We start from the raw sequence: 17,963 nt of genomic DNA on the forward strand, positions 1-17,963 counted from the left end.
GCGCCGACGGCGCGGGTGTCGCCCGCGAAGGTCTCTTCGAGGGGTTCCCCTACGGCTGTTCATGGTGTTTCTGTCTCCGCTCGCACTCGGCCGCCGACCGCGGCCGGCCTCGACTCTGCTGCAGCTCGCGCGCGAGCGCCTTCACCTGCTGACGCCAGAAGTCCCGGGAGACCTCGACATCGGGAAACACCGCGTCGAACCCGTGAAAAGCCCCGGGGACGACGTGAAGTTCACACGGGACCCCGCTGTCGTCCAGTCGGCGCGCGTACTCGACGTCCTCGTCGTGGAAAAGGTCGAGGGTGCCCACTCCGATCCAGGCCGGAGGAAGGCCGCTGAGGTCCTCGCGGCGCGCCGCGGCCGCGTACGGGGAGACGTCCGGGCCCGCGACGGCGTCGCCGAGGTAGGACGACCAGCCGTACCTGTTGCTCTTGGCCGTCCACAGGCGCACGTCGAGGGCGTAGGGGTCGGTTCGCGTTGTCGTGCGGTCGTCCAGCATCGGGTAGACCAGCAGTTGGAACACCGGACGGATCTCGGCACGGTCATGGGCGTGCAGCGCGAGGCCCGCGGCGATGCCGCCGCCCGCGCTGGCACCGCCGATCGCGATGCGGTCGATGTCGATGTGGAGGTGGCGCGCCTGCGCGACCAGGCCACGCAGCGCGGCGTAGGCGTCCTCCACCGCGGCGGGTGCGGGACTGTGTGACGCCAGCCGGTAGCGAACCGCGGCGACGGTGATGCCGAGTTCACGGGCGAAGGCGATGCTCGTGCGGTCGTCGTTCTCCGGGGCTCCGAAGATGAGGCCGCCTCCGTGTACCCACAGCAGGGCCGGCGCCGTCGTCTTCAGGCCGGCCGGCTGGAAGACGCGCAGAGAGACGTCCGGCACCCCCTCGGGGCCGGGCACGACAAAGCGGCCCCGCGCGAGATCGGGATGGATGTCGTTCATCGGATCCTCGTCAGCCCGCTCGGCAGGGGGAACGATGTCATCAGGTGGTCTCCTCGTCGGGCGCTTTCGGAATCGTCCGGACACCCTGCGGGCGAACGCCGGACCGGTGGGCGGTCGTTCCACCCGCACCGACCGGGAGGCTGTCACGCAGTTGCGCCAGGCCCTCGCGGACCAGGTCCGGCAGTGTGGCGCCGGTTTCGCCTCTGGCCCCGATCTCGACCGACGTCCGCAGCACTGCGGCTGCCGTGGCGGCCAGGAGTCGCGGAGCCAGGTCCCGCTCGACATCGGTGCCGGTACGGTCGGCGATGAACTCGGCGAGTCGCTGATGGGCGTCCTCGTGGGCGACAAAATGCTGGGCCCGCATCGCCGGGTTCTCGGCCACTGCGCGCATCAACACCGCGATGTCGTCGCGCTGAACGGCGAACGTCGCTGTGAAGGCCGGAAGCACCTTGACCAGGGAATCCCACCCCGGTTCCTCCGCAGGCCTGGCCCGCATGGTGTCGACGAGGATGGTGCCCCGCGAGACCAATCCGTGGAGGATCGCCTTCTCACGGCTCCCGAAGTAGTTGCGGAACGTCCGCGGCGCCCCATTCGCCGCCTCGGCGACGGCCTCCGGGGGCGCCGCGTCCAGACCCTGCTCCGCCATCAATGACCACGCGGCGTGGCTCAACGCGGAGCGCGTCGCCAGCTTCTTCCGCTGTCGCAGGCTCAACTCGGATGTCACGCCGGTGATCATCCAGGATTCTTTCTATTTTGGCAATCTTTCCTTCTCGGCAAATTTTTTCCCATGGGCCCACGCTGTGCGCACGGGTCAGCAGGCGTCCATCGGAGCTGTGCATACAGCTACTCGGCGGGGCTCTGTCACACCGATAAGGAACTGTCATTTGCCAAGGCACGACGGCGTCGATGGCGCTGGCATGGGGGCGCTGTGGGTAGCCGCCGTCCAGGCAACCGCCCGCGGTCCCCACGCGCCGCCACACTTCCGGGGGGGTCCGCCAGTACCCCTTTCAGGGCCCGACGGGGCGGGAGGCCGTCCTACGGTGGTTCCCATGGACCGCAGCAGCGAGATCCGTGAGTTCCTGCGCACCCGCCGGGCCCGGATCACTCCCGAGCAGGCCGGCCTCACCCCACACCCGGGGCCCCGCCGCGTGCCGGGGCTGCGCCGCGAGGAAGTCGCCCAGCTAGCCGGAGTCAGCGTCGACTACTACGTCCGCCTGGAGCGCGGCCGCACCCAGGGCGTCTCCGAGGCCGTCCTGGACGCCGTCGCCCGCGCCCTGCACCTCGACGACGTCGAACGCGCCCATTTCTTCACCCTCGCGCAGCCCAAGCCCACCGCCCGAACCCGCCGCCAGCGCCCTCTCGCCCCCCAAAGGGTCCACCCGGTCCTCTACCGCACCCTGGACGCGCTCAGCGTTCCCGCGGTGATCGAGGGGCGACGGCTGGACATCCTGGCCGCCAACAAGCTCGCCTGCGCCCTCTACACCGACTTCGAAGCCCGACCCCACCGCGAGCGCAACTTCGCCCGCTACGTCTTCCTCGACGAGGCCGCCCGCACCCTGTACACCGACTGGGACGAGGTCGCCGAGACCTGCGTGTCCAGGCTCCGCCTGTACGCCGGCCGCCACCCCGACGACCCTCAGCTCACCGAGCTGATCGGCGAACTGTCCCTGCACAGCGACATCTTCCGCAGCCTGTGGGCCGACCACGACGTCGTCGCGCACACCACCGGTACCAAACGCCTGCACCACCCTCTCGTCGGCGACCTCACTCTCGAATTCGCGGTCCTCGCCGTCGAAGGCGACCCCGAACAGTGCCTCGTCATCTACACGCCCGAACCCTCCTCCCCCACCGCCGAAGCCCTGGGCATCCTCTCCAGCTGGACCACCACGTCCGCCACCAACCCCCACACCACCCGACAGACACGCAACCCGGCCGGCTGACACCCGCGGCGCAACCGCAGGATCACATCCCGAGCAGCGGGGCAACGACGGCCCGCGCCGGATGGAGTGCAGCGGCCCTGCCGCCGCAGGCCCTCACGCACCGAGGCAGCATCCGTCATCTCAGGCGACGGGGTGGGCCGGCCGGTTGCCACACTTGGGAGACGACACCAGTTCTCCTGCAAGCGCGCCGATGAGCAAGGCCGTTGACCTTCCACCGAGTAGAAAGCGTACGCATGTCTACTGAAGTCACTGATTCAGCTGCCCCTCCGCCGACCGCACCCCCGTCGGAACCGTCCACGTCGGAACCGTCCCGGCGCACCTTCGTCGCCACGACCGCCGTCGTCGGTGGTGCTGTGATGGCGGGCGGTCTGGCGGGACCACTCGGCCTGGGCGCCGAGGAGGCGGTCGCCGCTGACGGACCACCCAGCGGCCGTGTCTCCCTGACCGTCAACGGCAAGCGGCACACCGTCACAGTAGACAACCGGACCTCGCTGCTGGATCTGCTGCGCGAGCATCTGGAGCTGACCGGCAGCAAGAAGGGCTGCAACGCAGGTGCCTGCGGGGCCTGCACGGTCCTGGTCGACGGACGGCGGGTCAACTCCTGCCTGACGCTGGCGATACGGCTGGAGGGCGCCGAGGTCACCACCATCGAGGGCCTGTCCGACGGCGACGAACTGCACCCGCTCCAGCAGGCGTTCATCGAACAGGACGCCTTCCAGTGCGGCTACTGCACCCCCGGCCAGATCATGTCCGGCGTCGGCTGCATCCAGGAGGGGCACACCGGCTCCAAGGACGAGATCCGGGAGTTCATGAGCGGCAACATCTGCCGCTGCGGCTGTTACGTCAAGATCGTGCGCGCGGTCGAGCAGACCGCGCACGGGAAGTGAGCGCCATGTACCCCTTCTCGTACACCACGGCGGAGAACACCCGCGAGGCCCTGGACGCGGGTCGACGCGGCGGACGCTACATCGCCGGCGGCACCACCCTGGTCGACCTGATGCGCGAGACCGTCGAACGGCCCAGAACCCTGGTCGACATCAGTGCCCTGCCGCTGCGCGAGATCGTCGTCACCCGGCACGGGGGCCTGCGCATCGGGGCGTTGGTCCGGATGTCCGAAGCCGCCGCCCACTCCGGGGTGCGCGCCCTGTATCCGGTGGTCTCACAGGCCCTGGAGCTGAGCGCCTCCGCCCAGTTGCGGAACATGGCCACCATCGGCGGCAACATCATGCAGCGCACCCGGTGCACGTACTTCCGTGACGTCACCGCGAACTGCAACAAGCGCGAACCCGGATCGGGCTGCGCCGCGTTGGAGGGCTTCAACCGCACCCACGCGATCCTCGGCACCTCCGAGAACTGCGTGGCCACCCATCCCTCGGACGTGGCCGTCGCCTTCGCCGCACTGGAGGCGACCGTGCACCTGCTCGGCCCGGACGGACAGCGCACTGTGCCCTTCGCCGACTTCCTGCTCCGGCCGGGCAACACCCCCAACCGCGAACAGGCCATCCGGCAGGGCGAGTTGATCAGTGCCGTGGAGATCCCGCCGCTTCCCCGCCCCCTGAAGTCCGGCTATCTGAAGGTCCGAGACCGGCAGTCCTACGAATTCGCCCTCACCTCCGCGGCCGTCGCCCTGCACATCCGCGGCGGGCGGATCCAGGAGGCCAAGGTCGCCGCCGGAGGCGTCGGCACCGTGCCATGGAAGCTGCCCGCCGTCGAGAGGCACCTCATCGGCGAACGACCGTCGGCAAGCCTGTGGGCTGCGGCGGCCGAACGCGCGGCCGACGGGGCCCGCCCCCTGGAGCACAACCGCTTCAAAGTCGAGTTGGTGAAGCGCACCGTCGAACGCCAGCTGCGCGTCGTAGGAGGTACCAAGTGAGCCCTCAGCCGCAGGCAGCCGTGGGAGCGCCGCTGTCCCGTGTGGACGGCCGGCTGAAGGTGACCGGGAAGGCGACGTACGCCGCCGAGCACGACATCGGCGGCGTGGTCCACGCGGTCGTCGTCGACAGCACGGTCGCTCGCGGCCGGATCACCGGCATCGACACCCGCGCCGCCCTCGCCCAGCCCGGCGTCCTGAAGGTGATCAGCCACCTCAACGCGCCCAAGCTGGCCTACCGCGACAACCCCGCCTCGATCGACCCGCTGGAAGGCGACAGACTGCACGTCTTCCAGGACGACCAGGTCCGCTTCCACGGGCAGCCGGTCGCGGCCGTCGTCGCCACCACGCTGGAGACGGCGCAGCACGCGGCGAGCCTGGTGAAGGTCTCCTACGACGCCCGGCAGCCGTCGACCGACATGGCCGACCCGGCCGACCGCCCGGACTGGAAGCCCATCACCTACGCGCGCGGTGACGCGGACAAGGCGCTCGCCTCCGCCGCCGTACAGCTGGATGTTACGTACCATCTGGGCCGCAACCACCACAACCCGATGGAGCCGCACGCCACCATCGCCCGCTGGGACGGGGACAAGCTGACCCTGTGGGACAAGACCCAGTGGGTGCCCGGCACGCAGGTCGAGCTGGCCGCCGTGTTCGGTATCCCGCAGGAGTCGATCCGGGTCATCTCGCCGTTCGTCGGCGGCGGGTTCGGCGGCGCGATCCGCTCCTGGCCGCACGTCACGATCGCGGCCGTCGCCGCCCGTGAGACGGGCCGCCCGGTCAAACTCGTGCTCTCGCGCAAGCAGCTCTACTTCGGGGTCGGTTACCGGCCCACGTACGAGTTCCGGCTGGGCCTGGGCAGTGACCGGCGCGGGCGCCTGACCGCCATGGTCAACGACGTCACGGCCGAGACCTCGACATACGAGAACTTCGTGGAAGAGGGCGTCCTGGCCCCCGGCAACATGTTCTACAGCACCCCCAACGTCCGCCAGGAGTACCGGACGGTGTCGCTCGACGTGAACACACCGTGCTGGATGCGCGGGCCCGGCTACGCCACCGGCTCCTTCGCCGTCGAGTCGGCGATGGACGAACTCGCCCACGAACTCGGCATCGACCCGATCGAGCTGCGCCGGCGCAACGAGCCGGCCGAGGACGAGTCGAACGGACTGCCGTTCTCCACCCGGCGGCTGCGCGAGTGCTACACCACCGGCGCCCGCGAGTTCGGCTGGGACCGCCGCAACCCCAAGCCCCGCTCGACCCGCGACGGGGACTGGCTGATCGGCACCGGCATGGCCGCCGGCGTCTACCACCACCTCTACTGGGCGGCCCAGGCGTCGGTCCGGCTCAACGCCGACGGCACGGCCCTGGTCGAGGCCGCGACCAGCGACATGGGCCCGGGCACCTACACCTCCCAGAGCCAGCTCGCCGCCGACGCCCTCGGCCTGACCATGCGCAACGTGACCTTCCGGCTCGGCGACTCCCGCATGCCCGTGACCCCGCCGCACGGCGGCTCCATGACCATGGCCAACGTCGGCTCCGCAGTCCAGGACGGCTGCGACAAGCTGCGCAAGCAGGCGATCGAACTCGCCGTCGAGGACGAGGACTCGCCGCTGTACGGCGCCGACACCGTCGTCGTACGCGGTGGGCGGCTGTACGTGAAGGACAATCCCGCGCGCGGGGAGACCTACCAGCGGCTGCTGGCCCGCAACAACCGCACCCACCTCGAGGTGCTCGGCTCCTACACTCCCGAAGAGTCCCACCGGGCCTCGGTGCACTCCTACGGCGCGGTGTTCGCCGAGGTCGCCGTCGACGCCCGCCTCGGTCTTGTCCGGGTGCGGCGGATGCTCGGCGTGTACGACGTGGGCCGCGTCATCAGCCCCAAACTCGCCGACAGCCAGGCCCTGGGCGGCATGGTCGGCGGCATCGGGCAGGCCCTGCTTGAGCACATGGTCATGGACCAGCGCGACGGCCGAATCGTGAACGCCGACCTCGCCAACTACCTCGTCCCCGTCAACGCCGACATCCCCGACCTCAAGGCCATCTACCTCGACGGCGAGGACCACGAGGCCGACCCCATCGGCGTCAAGGGCATCGGCGAAGTCGTCCAGCTCGGGGTGGCCGCCTCCCTCGCCAACGCGGTCTTCCACGCCACCGGACGCCGCATCCGCACCCTGCCCATCACGGCCGAAGCCCTGCTCTGAGCAACCGGGCCCGCCACGACCGCCCTGCGGGCCGCCCCGCCACGCAGGGCACACCAGGGCCGCCGCCGCGACTCCGTCCCCCCGGCGGTGCGGCGGCGGCCCGTTCACCACATCCCTCGAGGAAGACCCGGTGAGGAAGACCCGTCCATGCTGAACATCGCGGAAACGCTGTACGCCTGGTGCCGGGAAGCCCGTCCCTTCGCCCTCGCCACCGTCGTCGACGTCAGCGGCAGCGCACCCCTGCCACCCGGCACCGCACTCGCCGTGAGCGCCGACGGCGACGTGATCGGCAGCGTCTCCGGCGGCTGCGTGGAGGCAGCGGTCTACGAACTGTGCCGGGAGACCCTCGAATCCGCCGGCGCTCCGGTACTGACGCGCTTCGGCTACTCGGACTCCGACGCCTTCGCCGTGGGCCTGACCTGCGGTGGCGAGATCGAGATCCTGGTACAGCGGCTGGATCCCGCGGTGCAGCCCCAACTCACCGCAGCCCTCGCCGAGATGGCGGCGGATCGGCCCGCCGCGGTGGCCCAGATCGTGAACGGCCCGGAAGAACTACTCGGCGGCACCCTTTACGTGCCTGCCGAGGGCCCGTACGGCGGAACACTGGGCGGGCGACGCGAGGACGAGGCCGTGGCGGCGCAGGCACATGCCCTGCTGCGGGCGGGCCGCACCGGCCGGATCGAGGTCGGCGGGGACGCCGACACCTGCCCCGAGCGGTTGTCCGTGCTCGTCCACACCAGTGCCCGCGCTCCCCGCATGCTGATCTTCGGTGCCGTCGACTTCGCCGACGCGCTGAGCGAGGTGGGGCGTTTTCTGGGCTACCGGGTCACGGTCTGCGACGCCCGCCCCGTCTTCGCCACCCGCGCCCGCTTCCCTCACGCGGACGAGGTCGTGACCGACTGGCCGCACCGGTACCTGGCCGCCACCGAAGTGGACGCCCGCACCGCCGTCTGTGTCCTCACCCACGACGCCAAGTTCGACATCCCCCTCCTGCGCCTCGCGCTGAGCCTGCCGGTCGGCTACGTCGGGGCCATGGGCTCGCGGCGCACTCACGAACAGCGCCTGGAACTACTGCGGGAGGCCGGCGTACCGGAGGCAGACCTCGCCCGCCTCAACTCCCCGATAGGGCTCGACCTGTGCGCCCGCACACCCCAGGAAACGGCCATCTCCATCACCGCCGAGATCATCGCCCACGCCAACGAGGGCACCGGCCTGTCCCTGTCCCGCCGCACCGGCCCGATCCATGCCCCAGTCTCGGCGTCGTGGAAGGGGGCACTGGCGGACCCCCCGAAAAGCAGTACCCCATACGCGGGCCCGGTGGCGGTCGACGGGTGGTTGCCTGGATGAGGAAACCAAAGAACGGAGCAATCTGATGCAGCACGTCTCACTCGGTGGGCTGAACGTCTCCCGGATCGGCCTGGGCGCCATGGGGATGTCCGCCTTCTACTCCGGTGCGAGCACCGATGACGCCGAGTCGGTCCGCGCCATCCACCGGGCACTGGACCTGGGCGTCACACATCTCGACACGGCCGAGATCTACGGGCCGTTCATCAACGAAGAACTGGTCGGCGAGGCCCTCCGCGGCCGCCGCGACCAGGTCGTGCTGGCGACGAAGTTCGGCATGTTCTCGCACTCCGGCGCCGGAGCCTACGTCCTGGACAGCAGCCCGGCGAACATCCGCACCTCTGTCGAAGGCTCCCTGAAGCGGCTCGGCACCGACTACATCGACCTGTACTACCAGCACCGGGTCGACCCCGACACCCCGATCGAGGAGACCGTCGGCACCCTCGCCGAGCTGGTCACCGAGGGCAAGATCCGGCACATCGGCCTGTCCGAGGCCGGGGCCGAGACGATCCGCCGCGCCCACGCCGTCCACCCGGTCGCCGCCCTGCAGACCGAGTACTCCCTGTGGACACGCGACGTGGAGGCCGAACTGCTGCCACTGCTGCGCGAACTCGGCATCGGCCTGGTTCCCTACTCGCCGCTCGGCCACGGCTTCCTCACTGGCGCGTTCCGCTCCACCGAGGACATCGCCGACGACGACTGGCGCAAGACCAACCCGCGCTTCACTGGTGAGAACCTCAAGCTCAACCTGCGCATCGTCGACGAGGTCCAGGCCATCGCCACCGAGGTCGACGCCACGACGGCCCAGATCGCCCTGGCCTGGCTTCTCGCGCAGGGCGACGACGTCGCCCCGATCCCAGGCACCAAGCGCGCCGCCCGCGTCGAGGAGAACAGCGCCGCCGACGGCATCAAGCTCAGCACCGACCAGATCGAGCGGCTCAACAACCTCACCCCGCCGGCCGGCGCCCGCCATGACGAGGCGAACATGGCCTCCATCGAGCACTGACCGACCACACCGGGGCATCGGCGCCCGTCCAGCGCCGAACCGCCCTCAGGCTCACGCGGCTCAGGCTCTCTGAGCTCCCACTGCTGCCCCGGCACGTCCGCCGGGGCAGCAGCTCGTTTTCCACCACGGGCAGCCGAGGTCGTGCGGGAGACGTCCGAGGCGAGGGTCATATAGGTGGTCAGGCCTCGTTCAGGGCCGTGGTGGCCGGCCCGACGTTGCCCGGCGGGATGCCCCGATGGCTGAGGGCGTCTTCGACGGCCTGGACGCAGGGCCAGTGCGGTATTGCCTGGGGTGTGCCGCGTAATCCTGGCGGGTCCAGCAGCACGGGTCCCCGAGCAGCGGGAGCAGGTCAGGGGTGGGGTTAGGAGGCACGGCGGAAGACGACGGCGGGGCCGATGACCTGCGGGCCGAACTTGTCACACGAATCCGGTCGACGGCGCCTTCCGCGGCAAGACGGGCCTCGTGGGCGTCATCGAGGGACAGCTGCCGGGCCACCTGGTCGGCGTCGAGGAGGTCGTCGCCCTTCAGGATCAGACCGGTCAGGCGGCCGCGCTGCAGGCCGGCGGCGTCCATCAACTGGTAGGCGAGCTGGCGCAGGTCGTCCTCATGGGCGGAAGGGGCCGTCGGGCGGCGGGTCCTGTCCCAGCTGCCGCCGTCGTCTTCTTCGCCGCCGTCTTCATGGCCGGCTGCTTCTTTGCGGTCTTCTTCTTCGGCAGCTCGTGGACGTCGGCGTCCTCGCCGCGGGAGGCCTTGGCCTGCTGGCCGGACTCGGTCAGGGCGGCCATGAGATCGAGGACCTTGCCCGGCTGCTCGGGCTCCGGGGCTGGCGCGGTTGAAGCAAAAGTGTTCGCCGAGACGCACGTCGCGCGGTGGCGGCGCGGGTGTTGGTCGCCGTGGTGGTGGCGGTGAGGGTGGCCCGGCCAGCTACAGCGTTCGTCGGACCCGGAAGGGGTGGTGGGGGGCCGGGCAGTCCGGCATTGGAAACATCAGGAACCAGCCGCCGAGGAAGAGGTGGTCGTCGAACGTCCTGATGGACGTCTCGTCGGCCGGACCCAGGTCGGGGTCGGCTGCGCTCCGCATCCACCGCAGGTTGGCTTCACCCGCGCGTGGGGTGGGCGGTGACGCGAAGCTGCGGGTTTCGTCATCGGGTCTGCGCCGCCGAGTCGGCCGGAGGGGTCCGGGCGGGTGGCGTGACCGGTCGCAGGTGGTTCTCGGCCGACAGCAGCCCCTCCCCCGACCAACGCAGCGACCGCAGGTCGGCGACCACGACGTCCGCGTCCGTCACCAGTGCCCGTTCGCCGACGCCGACGACGCCGCCCACTCCGGCTCGGCGGGCGGCCTCGATGCCGGACGTGCTGTCCTCCAGGACGACGGTGTGCTCGATCGGGGTGCCCAGCGCCTTGGCGCCGGAGAGATACCCCTCGGGATGCGGCTTGCCGTCCGTGACGTCGTCCGCGGTGACCAGTACGGACGGCACCGGGAGCCCTGAGGCTTTCAGGCGGGTGGTGGCCAGTGCCTGGGTCCCGGACGTGACCACCGCCCACGTGCCCTGCGGCAGTGACGTGAGGAGGTCGGCGGCTCCGGGGACCGCCGTGACCTGGGCAGCGTCCTCCAGTTCGAAGGCGTCGATGGCGGTAAGTGCCTCGGCGCGCAAAGCCGGCGGGATCAACAGCCGCACGGTGTCGGCGGATCGGCGGCCGTGGACGGCGGCGGCTACTTCGTCGGGATCGAGGCCGTAGGCCTGGGCCCAGCGGCTCCAGGAGGCGATGACGCTCTTGTCGGAGTCGACCAGGACGCCGTCGCAGTCGAAGAGCAGGGCTCGGGCGGGGAGGGTGACGGACATGGCGGTCCTTGGGTGCGAAGGTGGTCGGGCAGGCCGGTGCGCTCCGGGGAGGGCCGGGCCTGCCCGTGAGTCGGTTACGTGCGTGTGGTGCCGCCGGTGCTCAGTTCGCGTCCGCGTGGTCGAGCGCGTCGTCGAGGGATGGGTATCCACGGTCCGCGCCGAAGGCTTCAGCCGCGGACCGCCCCTTTTCTCCGTCCGGGTGCACCGCGGCCACCAGGTGCGCCCCGGCGCCTCGGGCTGCGCGGGTATGCACGACGGCCATGAAGCCGGCACCGGCCACGGCGACTCGCATGGCACTCATGCGTTCCTCGCACCCGCCGCGGTGGTGACCGGACGGCTGCGGTAGCGGTGGACGAGCTCCCGGGCCGCCACCTGCATACGCACCGGCGGCAGGCCCGCCCTGATCTGCAAGAGGTCGTCGAGGACCATCTCCCCGATCTTCTCGAAGGCCGCGGGGATACCGCCGGCCCGGTGCGCGGACAGCACGAGTCCTTCCACCGCACGCGCCGGGTGATCGGCCGTCACCGGCTCCTCGGGCCAGACGTCCAGTGCCGCGAGGAAGTGGCCCTGGCTGACGAGTTCGATCAGGGCCGTGAAGTCGGCGACCGCGGCCCGGCTGACCAGGACCAGGCGGGCACCGGGGCGCAGTCGGCGCAGCCGTGCCTCGCTGAGCAGCCGCTCGCTCTCCTCGGTGATCGTGGCCAGGACGAACAGGACCTGGCTGGTCTCCAGTACCTCGTCGAGCGAGGCCGGGATCACTCCGTGCTCCTCCAGGTGGCGCTCCGGCAGCCACGGGTCGTAGACACGGATGGTGGCCCGGAACGGCACGAGCAGCTCGTGCAGCGCGCGCCCGAGGTTGCCGAAGCCGATAAGGCCGATTTCGGCGCCGCGCAGCAGGATTGAGTCGGTGTTGGACGCGAAGGTGTACCCCTCGGCGCCGGCCCGGAAGGCGCGGTCCTCGCGGGTGATGCCCCGGGCCAGGTCGAGCGCGAGGCCGAGGGAGTACTCGGCGACGGCCTGTGCGTAAGCGGGTCCGCAGCCGAGCACGTGGACACCGCGGTCGGCGCAGGCGGCGTAGTCAACGTTGGGGAAGAAGTTGCCCTCGACGTTGCACAGGGCCCGCAGGCTCACGGCACGCTCGACGCGTTCGGCGGGCAGGTCGGGCTGGCCGACCACGGCGAAGGCTCGGGGAAGCGCCAGGTCCAGCTGCCGTTCGGCGTCGGGATCGCCTTCGAGGTCGAGCACCTCGAACTCCTCGTGCAGTCGACGCAGGGTCACCGGGGCGAAGATCCGCTCGGTGGACTGGGGCGCGGGGTAAAGGACGACCAGTTCCTTGAGATGTGTCATCGGGCGGCTTTCTGTGGGGGCGGAGAAAGGGGGCCGGGCGCGGTGCGTTCTTCGGAGCGCAGACGGAGCATGACGTTCTCGGCCTTTGTGGGCTTGGCCGGGCCAGGGTCGCGGCAGCAAAGGCATCAAGGGACTTGACCGGGGCCAACGGGCTCGAAATCTCATGGTCGCGGGCAGTTTGCTCGCTGAGTACGAGGAACGGCACGTGCGGACCGTCAGGGGGTGTCTCGACGTTCCGCATGTGCCGTTCCTCGTACTCAGCGCGTCAGCTCAAGCTCCCTCTCCTCGAGATCGAGTCTGCCCGCTGAGGGCCCACCTCCCGCCGCAGTGTCGCCCCGCAGCACGACCAGGACGACAGCGGTGATCAGCAGCCCAACTGCGGTCAACGCGGCCACGGCGATCACCGCCGTCCCCATGCCGGGGAGCAGTTCCCCGGCCCGGGCCCCGCCCGAGCTCGACATGATGGCGGTGACGACGGCCATCATCACGGCCCCACCGACCTGGATGAAGGTGTTGAGCAGTCCTGAAGCCAACCCCTGCTCGTCATCCGAAACGCCTGCGGTCGCCTGCGAGTTGACCGCGGGAAACAACACCGCGAATCCGATCCCGAGCAGCACCATGGTCGGGAACATGAAGTTCCAGTAGCTCATGCCCGGCGACGTACGCAGGAACAACAGATAAGCCGCACCGAACGCCAGCAGGCCCACCCCCACCAGGACCGTGGTGTTGAACCGGTCGAGGACGCGTTCGATCTTGATCGCGGAGATCACGACGATCAGCCCGACCGGCAGGAAGGCCACCGCCATGCTGATAGGGCTCCACCCGAGCGAACCCTGGACGTAGAGCGTGGCGAGGAACTGGAAGGCGGCATAGCCGCCGAACATCACGAAGCCGGCGACGTTCGCATGCACCAGCCGCACCGAACGCAGGATGCCCAGGCGGAGGAGCGGGTGGGGGTGGCGCAGCTCGATGACGACGAACGACACCGCGAGCAGGGTTGAGATCGCGAAGAGGGCCAGTGTCTGGGCGCTGGCCCAGCCGACCTCGGGAGCCTGTACGACGGCATACACCAGGATCAGCAGGGACGCTGTGGAACTCAGCGCGCCGAGCAGGTCGAACTGCGCGAAGCTGAACTTCTCCCGGGCCACCCTCGGCACGACCCGCATTCCGATCACGAGCAGGAGCAGCGCGACCGGGCCGGGGAAGAGCAGGGTGGCACGCCACGAGAGCTCGGTGAGGAAACCTCCGAAGACCAGCCCGAGCGAGAACCCGGAGGCTCCGCAGGCGGAGTAGATCGAGAACGCCTTGTTGCGGGCGGGGCCTTCGGCGAACGTGGTGGTGATGATCGACAGGCCGGCCGGCACGGTGAACCCGGCACTCACACCCTTGACGAAGCGCAGCGCGATGATCAGCGCGTCCAATGTCGACAGGGCACTGATGACCGAGGCGACACCGAAGACGCCGACCGCCGCGAGGAACACCCGGCGGCGACCCAGGAGGTCCGAGACCCGCCCACCGAGGAGCAGGAAACCGCCGTAGCCGAGGACGTACGCGGAGACGATCCATTGGAGGATGGCCGTGTCCATGGCCAGGTCCCTGCCGATGGAGGGGAGGGCGACTCCGACCATGGATATGTCGAGGGCGTCGAGGAAGAGTGCCCCGCACAAGGTGACCAGAAGCAGCCAGGTCCGGCTGTTCCAGCCCGTCGACGCGGAGACCGCGAAACCCTGCGGGTCACTGGTCTGGGGGATGGGTGAGGTGGTGTTGGGCAAGGAAGGCAAGGGAGTCTGGTGCCCTTCGGTACAGGGAGATACTGGTGGGTCCGCCTGGTGTGTGGGGTGGTTCAGGCGTTGGTGTCGTCGTGGCCGAGGTTGCCGCCCAGTGCGCGGGAGGCTTCGACCTGGGCGAGGAGTTCGCGGGCCTTGGCCGTGACGCCCTCGATGGCGTCGGCGCCGGCGACGAAGCGCACCGGCGGCTGCTCCTGCCCGACAACGGTCAGCAGGGCGCGGGCGAGCTTGACGGGATCACCCGGCTGCTGCCCGTTGATGCTCTTCCACGCCGCGACCGTGGCAGTGGTGCGCTCGGCGTAGTCGGCGATGGTCGGCTCGGGCCAAGTGGTGGAGGCATCCACCAGCAGCTCGGTACGGAAGTAACCGGGCTCCACGATCGTGGTGCGGATGTTGTACGGCGCGATGTCCTGGTGCAGGGCCTCCATCCAGCCCTCCACGGCGAACTTGGAAGCCGCGTAGGCGGCGGTGAACTCCGTGCCCACCTGACCGGCCAGCGAGGAGATCGACACGACGTGACCGTCGCGCTGAGCACGCATCACGGGCAGGACCGCACGGGTGACGTTCATCGGGCCGAACAGGTTGGTCTCGATCTGCTGGCGCATGTGCTCCGGGGAGACCTCCTCGAAGTAGCCGGCGAAGAAGTTCCCCGCATTGTTGATCAGCACGTCGATACGGCCGAACCGCTCGACCGCCGCCTGCGCGGCCGCCTGCGCCTCCTCCAGACTGGTCACATCCAGCCTCACGGTCAGCAGGTTGTCCTGCGGCCCGCCCAGCGTCTTCTCAACCTCCTCGGGGCGCCGCCCGGTGGCCACGACCTGGTGACCGGCCGCCAGAGCCTCACGGACGATGTCCGTGCCCAGACCGCGCCCGGCACCAGTGACAAAAATGACCTTGCTCATAACCATTCCTTTCACGCGTCGCACGAGACGCCGGGGAGTGGGGGTGGTCGAGGGGGGGGCCGATCAGTGCCGTACGGCCGGCCCGCTATCCAGGCAACCATCCGCAGGCTCTGCCTGGGGCGCCGTAAGGGGCATGGCTCTTCGGGGGGTCTGCCAGTCCCCCCCTCGCAGACTCGGGAGGCAGGTCAGCCGTGCTCAGCCCGTCTTCGGCGTACGGAGACGAAGTGTCGCCGCACCCGTGACGGCGAGGAGTGCCGCACCGAACAGCAGGCTGAGCTGTATCCCCTGCTCAAAGCGACCGGCGCCCGCGATCAGCGAACCGAAGACTGCCACGGCCAGGGCTCCGCCGAGCTGGCGGCTGGTGTTGAGCACACCGCTCGCCAGGCCGGCGCGCGCCACGGGGACGCACTCGAGCAGCAGCCCTGTCATCGCCGGCATGGCAGCACCATTCCCGCAGCGAACGCCTGCCGCGCACCGATCCGGTCCGATACGGCCCCCGTCGAGAGCAGCAGTGCGGCGAGCAGCAGGGTGTAGCCGCCCACGACCCACTGCAGACCGGTCAGGCCGCCACCGAGCTCGTCGGCGATCGTGGGCAGCGCGACGCTGACGATCAGTGCGTCGAGAGCGATCACGAAGAAGCGGATCAGCGCGGCGGCCAGCGCCCAGGAGGTGCGCGGGGCGCGTGACGCGGCACCGTTGGGCGAGGCCTGCGCCGGTGCCATCGGCGGTGTGGCGGTGGATTGGGCGTGGGCATTTCCGTGGCTCCTGCGGACGGGGCGTAGGTCTCTGGGGCCGCAGCAGAGTTCTGCGAGCTCACCCAGAGTGCGTCCGCTCGCCCGCGCGCGGCAGGGCGAGGTGTGCCGGGGAGCGCGGTGCGGGGGTATGACAGGACCCCCCTTGGACCTGCCGTCGGGCATCCGCCCGATCCATAGTGGATGTATGACGAATCCAGCGCAGCCGAAGGGCACCGAGCTGGGCCGCTTTCTGCGCGCCCGCCGCGCTCGCGTCACGGCGGAGGATGTCGGGCTGCCGACCGGCGGTGGGCTGCGTCGCACCCCCGGGCTGCGCCGTGAGGAGCTGGCCACCCTGTCCGGCATCAGCATCGACTACTTCACGCGCCTGGAACGTGGCCGCGAAGACCCGCCCCAGCCCTTCCGTCGTCGATGCCCTTGCCCGCGCGCTGCTGCTCGACGAGACCGAGCTCGACCACCTGCGGAGCCTGGCCACTCGCGCTGCCCGCAGCGCGTCGGAGCCGCCCACCGCACCCTCCCGGACCGTCAGTTCGGGGACGCGGCTCATCCTGGACAGCCTGCGCCCGAATCCGGCGATGGTCCTCAGCCGTGCGGGCGACATCCTCGCCGCCAACCCCGGGGGCCTGCACCTGTACGCGGGCATGGAGGACTGGCCGGCCAGCCGGCGCAACATCTCGCAGTACATCTTTCTCCACCCCGCCGCCCGCGATCTGTTCAGCAACTGGGCCGTCCAGGTGCGTAGCTGCGTCGCCCGCCTGCGTGCCGTGGCCGGGACGGACCCGGACGCCCCGGACCTGGCCCGGCTCGCGGGCGAACTCATCCTGAGAGCCCGGAGTTCGCGCGCCTCTGGGAGGGCTACGACGTCAAGAGCCGCCCGACCGGGCGGAAGACGTTAGGCAATCCCGGAGTCGGTGAACTGACCCTCGGCTACCAGTCGATGGCCCTCGAGGGGACGCCTGGGCACCGCTTGGTGGCGTACTACGCCGAGCCGGGAACCGCGGACCACGATGTGATGGTGCTGCTCGATCTGCTGGGACAAGGGGACGAGACGGCTGAGGCTCCGGCATCGGATACGGCTGTCACTCACGCGTCGGATCAGCCGCAGCTCCCATGAGCGACGGGAAGTCGCCACCCGACGGGCAGCCGTCAAAGAAATGAGCCATGGAACACGTCACCTCCGCCCCCACCATGAAGGCACCGGCCGAGCGTTTCCGGGAGCCCGAGAATCGTCATCAGCTTTCGCAGACCATTGATAGGGGACCGCATGACCACCGCACTCGTCACCGGCGGCAACAGGGGCATCGGCAAGGAAGTGTGCCGACAGCTCGCCGGCGCCGGACACCACGTGATCCTCACCGCCCGGCGGGCCGAGACTGCCGAGAACGCGGCCCGGGAACTCGGGCGGGGCGGGCTGGACGTGACGCCGCTCGTGCTGGACGTGACAGACCCGGGCAGCGTCGCAGGCGCCGCGCAGCAGGTCCCCGAGCTGGACGTTCTCGTCAACAACGCCGGCATCCTCTACGACACCTGGCAGACCGCCACCACCGCGGACCTCGCGACCGTCCACGAAGCCTTCGAGACGAACACCAGCGGACCGTGGCGGTGCATCCAGGCGTTCCTTCCCCAGCTGCGGCGCAGCACCCACGCCCGCGTCGTCAACGTGAGCAGCGGTTCGGGTGCCTTCGAGAACCTGAGCGGCGCCACCCCGGCGTACAGCGTGAGCAAGGTCGCCCTCAACGCCCTCACCGTGATGCTCGCAGCCGAACTACGGCGCGACGGCATCCTCGTCAACGCCGTCTGCCCCGGGTACGTCAACACCGACATGGGCGGTCCCGGCGGACGGCCGGTGGCGGAGGGCGCCCGGGGCGTCGTATGGGCCACCGCCCTGCCGGACAACGGTCCTACGGGCGGGTTCTTCAGGGACGGGAAGCGCCTGGAGTTCTGACCTGCCCAGGGCAGTGGGGCCTCCCCCACGGTCCGATGCGCACTTCGGTCAGTGGCCCGACGCCGTCCCTGGACGACGTCCGCGTA

At 70.1% G+C, this 17,963-nt stretch carries 17 protein-coding genes and 2 pseudogenes; 9 read left to right on the plus strand and 10 right to left on the minus strand.

Annotated features, from left to right (window positions below):
• Positions 1-49: 49 nt before the first annotated feature.
• Both ACFYO2_RS05195 and ACFYO2_RS05200 read right to left on the minus strand, forming a co-directional pair.
• Positions 50-940 carry an alpha/beta hydrolase gene (locus tag ACFYO2_RS05195; protein WP_388344302.1) on the minus strand — a complete coding sequence of 297 codons (891 nt, stop codon included), beginning with the start codon at positions 938-940 and terminating at the stop codon, positions 50-52.
• Positions 941-980: 40 nt separating this feature from the next.
• Positions 981-1,664 carry a TetR/AcrR family transcriptional regulator gene (locus ACFYO2_RS05200; protein ID WP_388344305.1) on the minus strand — a complete coding sequence of 228 codons (684 nt, stop codon included), beginning with the start codon at positions 1,662-1,664 and terminating at the stop codon, positions 981-983.
• A gap of 325 nt (positions 1,665-1,989) precedes the next feature.
• Here ACFYO2_RS05200 and ACFYO2_RS05205 point away from each other — a divergent pair, with 325 nt between their 5' ends.
• The 7 genes from ACFYO2_RS05205 to ACFYO2_RS05235 all read left to right on the plus strand — a co-directional run bounded on the left by ACFYO2_RS05205 (position 1,990) and on the right by ACFYO2_RS05235 (position 10,210).
• Positions 1,990-2,880, plus strand: coding sequence for a helix-turn-helix transcriptional regulator (locus ACFYO2_RS05205; protein ID WP_307079924.1), 891 nt, complete (start codon positions 1,990-1,992; stop codon positions 2,878-2,880).
• Between the two features lie 233 nt (positions 2,881-3,113).
• The gene (locus ACFYO2_RS05210) at positions 3,114-3,767 is read left to right on the plus strand and encodes a (2Fe-2S)-binding protein (protein WP_307079922.1); all 654 of its coding nucleotides are present in this window, start codon (positions 3,114-3,116) and stop codon (positions 3,765-3,767) included.
• Between the two features lie 5 nt (positions 3,768-3,772).
• The gene (locus tag ACFYO2_RS05215) at positions 3,773-4,753 is read left to right on the plus strand and encodes an FAD binding domain-containing protein (RefSeq protein ID WP_388344309.1); all 981 of its coding nucleotides are present in this window, start codon (positions 3,773-3,775) and stop codon (positions 4,751-4,753) included.
• The gene (locus tag ACFYO2_RS05220) at positions 4,750-6,951 is read left to right on the plus strand and encodes a xanthine dehydrogenase family protein molybdopterin-binding subunit (protein ID WP_388344312.1); all 2,202 of its coding nucleotides are present in this window, start codon (positions 4,750-4,752) and stop codon (positions 6,949-6,951) included. Before ACFYO2_RS05215 ends, ACFYO2_RS05220 begins: the two co-directional genes overlap by 4 nt.
• A gap of 147 nt (positions 6,952-7,098) precedes the next feature.
• Positions 7,099-8,298 (plus strand): XdhC family protein, encoded by a 1,200-nt coding sequence (locus tag ACFYO2_RS05225; protein ID WP_388344314.1) that lies wholly within the window; start codon positions 7,099-7,101, stop codon positions 8,296-8,298.
• A gap of 25 nt (positions 8,299-8,323) precedes the next feature.
• On the plus strand, positions 8,324-9,301 hold the full coding sequence (locus ACFYO2_RS05230) for an aldo/keto reductase (protein ID WP_388344317.1): 978 nt from the start codon (positions 8,324-8,326) through the stop codon (positions 9,299-9,301).
• 462 nt (positions 9,302-9,763) lie between these two features.
• Positions 9,764-10,210, plus strand: a complete 447-nt coding sequence (locus ACFYO2_RS05235) for a hypothetical protein (RefSeq protein WP_388344319.1) — start codon at positions 9,764-9,766, stop codon at positions 10,208-10,210.
• A 15-nt stretch (positions 10,211-10,225) separates the two neighbouring features.
• Here ACFYO2_RS05235 and ACFYO2_RS05240 read toward each other — a convergent pair whose 3' ends face one another.
• The 8 genes and pseudogenes from ACFYO2_RS05240 to ACFYO2_RS05275 all read right to left on the minus strand — a co-directional run.
• On the minus strand, positions 10,226-10,381 hold the full coding sequence (locus ACFYO2_RS05240; RefSeq protein ID WP_388344322.1) for a hypothetical protein: 156 nt from the start codon (positions 10,379-10,381) through the stop codon (positions 10,226-10,228).
• A gap of 61 nt (positions 10,382-10,442) precedes the next feature.
• Entirely contained in the window at positions 10,443-11,144 is a 702-nt protein-coding gene (locus tag ACFYO2_RS05245; RefSeq protein ID WP_388344324.1) for an HAD-IA family hydrolase, read from the minus strand.
• A 100-nt stretch (positions 11,145-11,244) separates the two neighbouring features.
• On the minus strand, positions 11,245-11,445 hold the full coding sequence (locus tag ACFYO2_RS05250; protein ID WP_307177921.1) for a Gfo/Idh/MocA family oxidoreductase: 201 nt from the start codon (positions 11,443-11,445) through the stop codon (positions 11,245-11,247).
• Positions 11,442-12,491 carry an NAD(P)-dependent oxidoreductase gene (locus ACFYO2_RS05255; RefSeq protein ID WP_388344327.1) on the minus strand — a complete coding sequence of 350 codons (1,050 nt, stop codon included), beginning with the start codon at positions 12,489-12,491 and terminating at the stop codon, positions 11,442-11,444. The genes ACFYO2_RS05250 and ACFYO2_RS05255 overlap by 4 nt, the downstream gene beginning before the upstream one ends.
• 257 nt (positions 12,492-12,748) lie before the next feature.
• The gene (locus ACFYO2_RS05260) at positions 12,749-14,263 is read right to left on the minus strand and encodes an MFS transporter (protein ID WP_388344330.1); all 1,515 of its coding nucleotides are present in this window, start codon (positions 14,261-14,263) and stop codon (positions 12,749-12,751) included.
• Positions 14,264-14,334: 71 nt separating this feature from the next.
• Entirely contained in the window at positions 14,335-15,180 is an 846-nt protein-coding gene (locus ACFYO2_RS05265) for an SDR family oxidoreductase (RefSeq protein WP_307177918.1), read from the minus strand.
• Between the two features lie 195 nt (positions 15,181-15,375).
• The gene (locus tag ACFYO2_RS05270) at positions 15,376-15,618 is read right to left on the minus strand and encodes a hypothetical protein (RefSeq protein ID WP_388344333.1); all 243 of its coding nucleotides are present in this window, start codon (positions 15,616-15,618) and stop codon (positions 15,376-15,378) included.
• 2 nt (positions 15,619-15,620) lie between these two features.
• Positions 15,621-15,902, minus strand: a pseudogene (locus ACFYO2_RS05275) (MFS transporter); the annotation flags it as partial.
• A gap of 217 nt (positions 15,903-16,119) precedes the next feature.
• Here ACFYO2_RS05275 and ACFYO2_RS05280 point away from each other — a divergent pair.
• Both ACFYO2_RS05280 and ACFYO2_RS05285 read left to right on the plus strand, forming a co-directional pair.
• Positions 16,120-17,046 (plus strand): annotated as a pseudogene (locus ACFYO2_RS05280) (helix-turn-helix transcriptional regulator).
• Positions 17,047-17,196: 150 nt separating this feature from the next.
• Positions 17,197-17,877, plus strand: a complete 681-nt coding sequence (locus ACFYO2_RS05285; RefSeq protein WP_388344336.1) for an SDR family NAD(P)-dependent oxidoreductase — start codon at positions 17,197-17,199, stop codon at positions 17,875-17,877.
• Positions 17,878-17,963 lie beyond the last annotated feature (86 nt).

It is taken from the genome of Streptomyces sp. NPDC006602 (assembly GCF_042870385.1).
Taxonomy (GTDB): Bacteria; Actinomycetota; Actinomycetes; order Streptomycetales; family Streptomycetaceae; genus Streptomyces.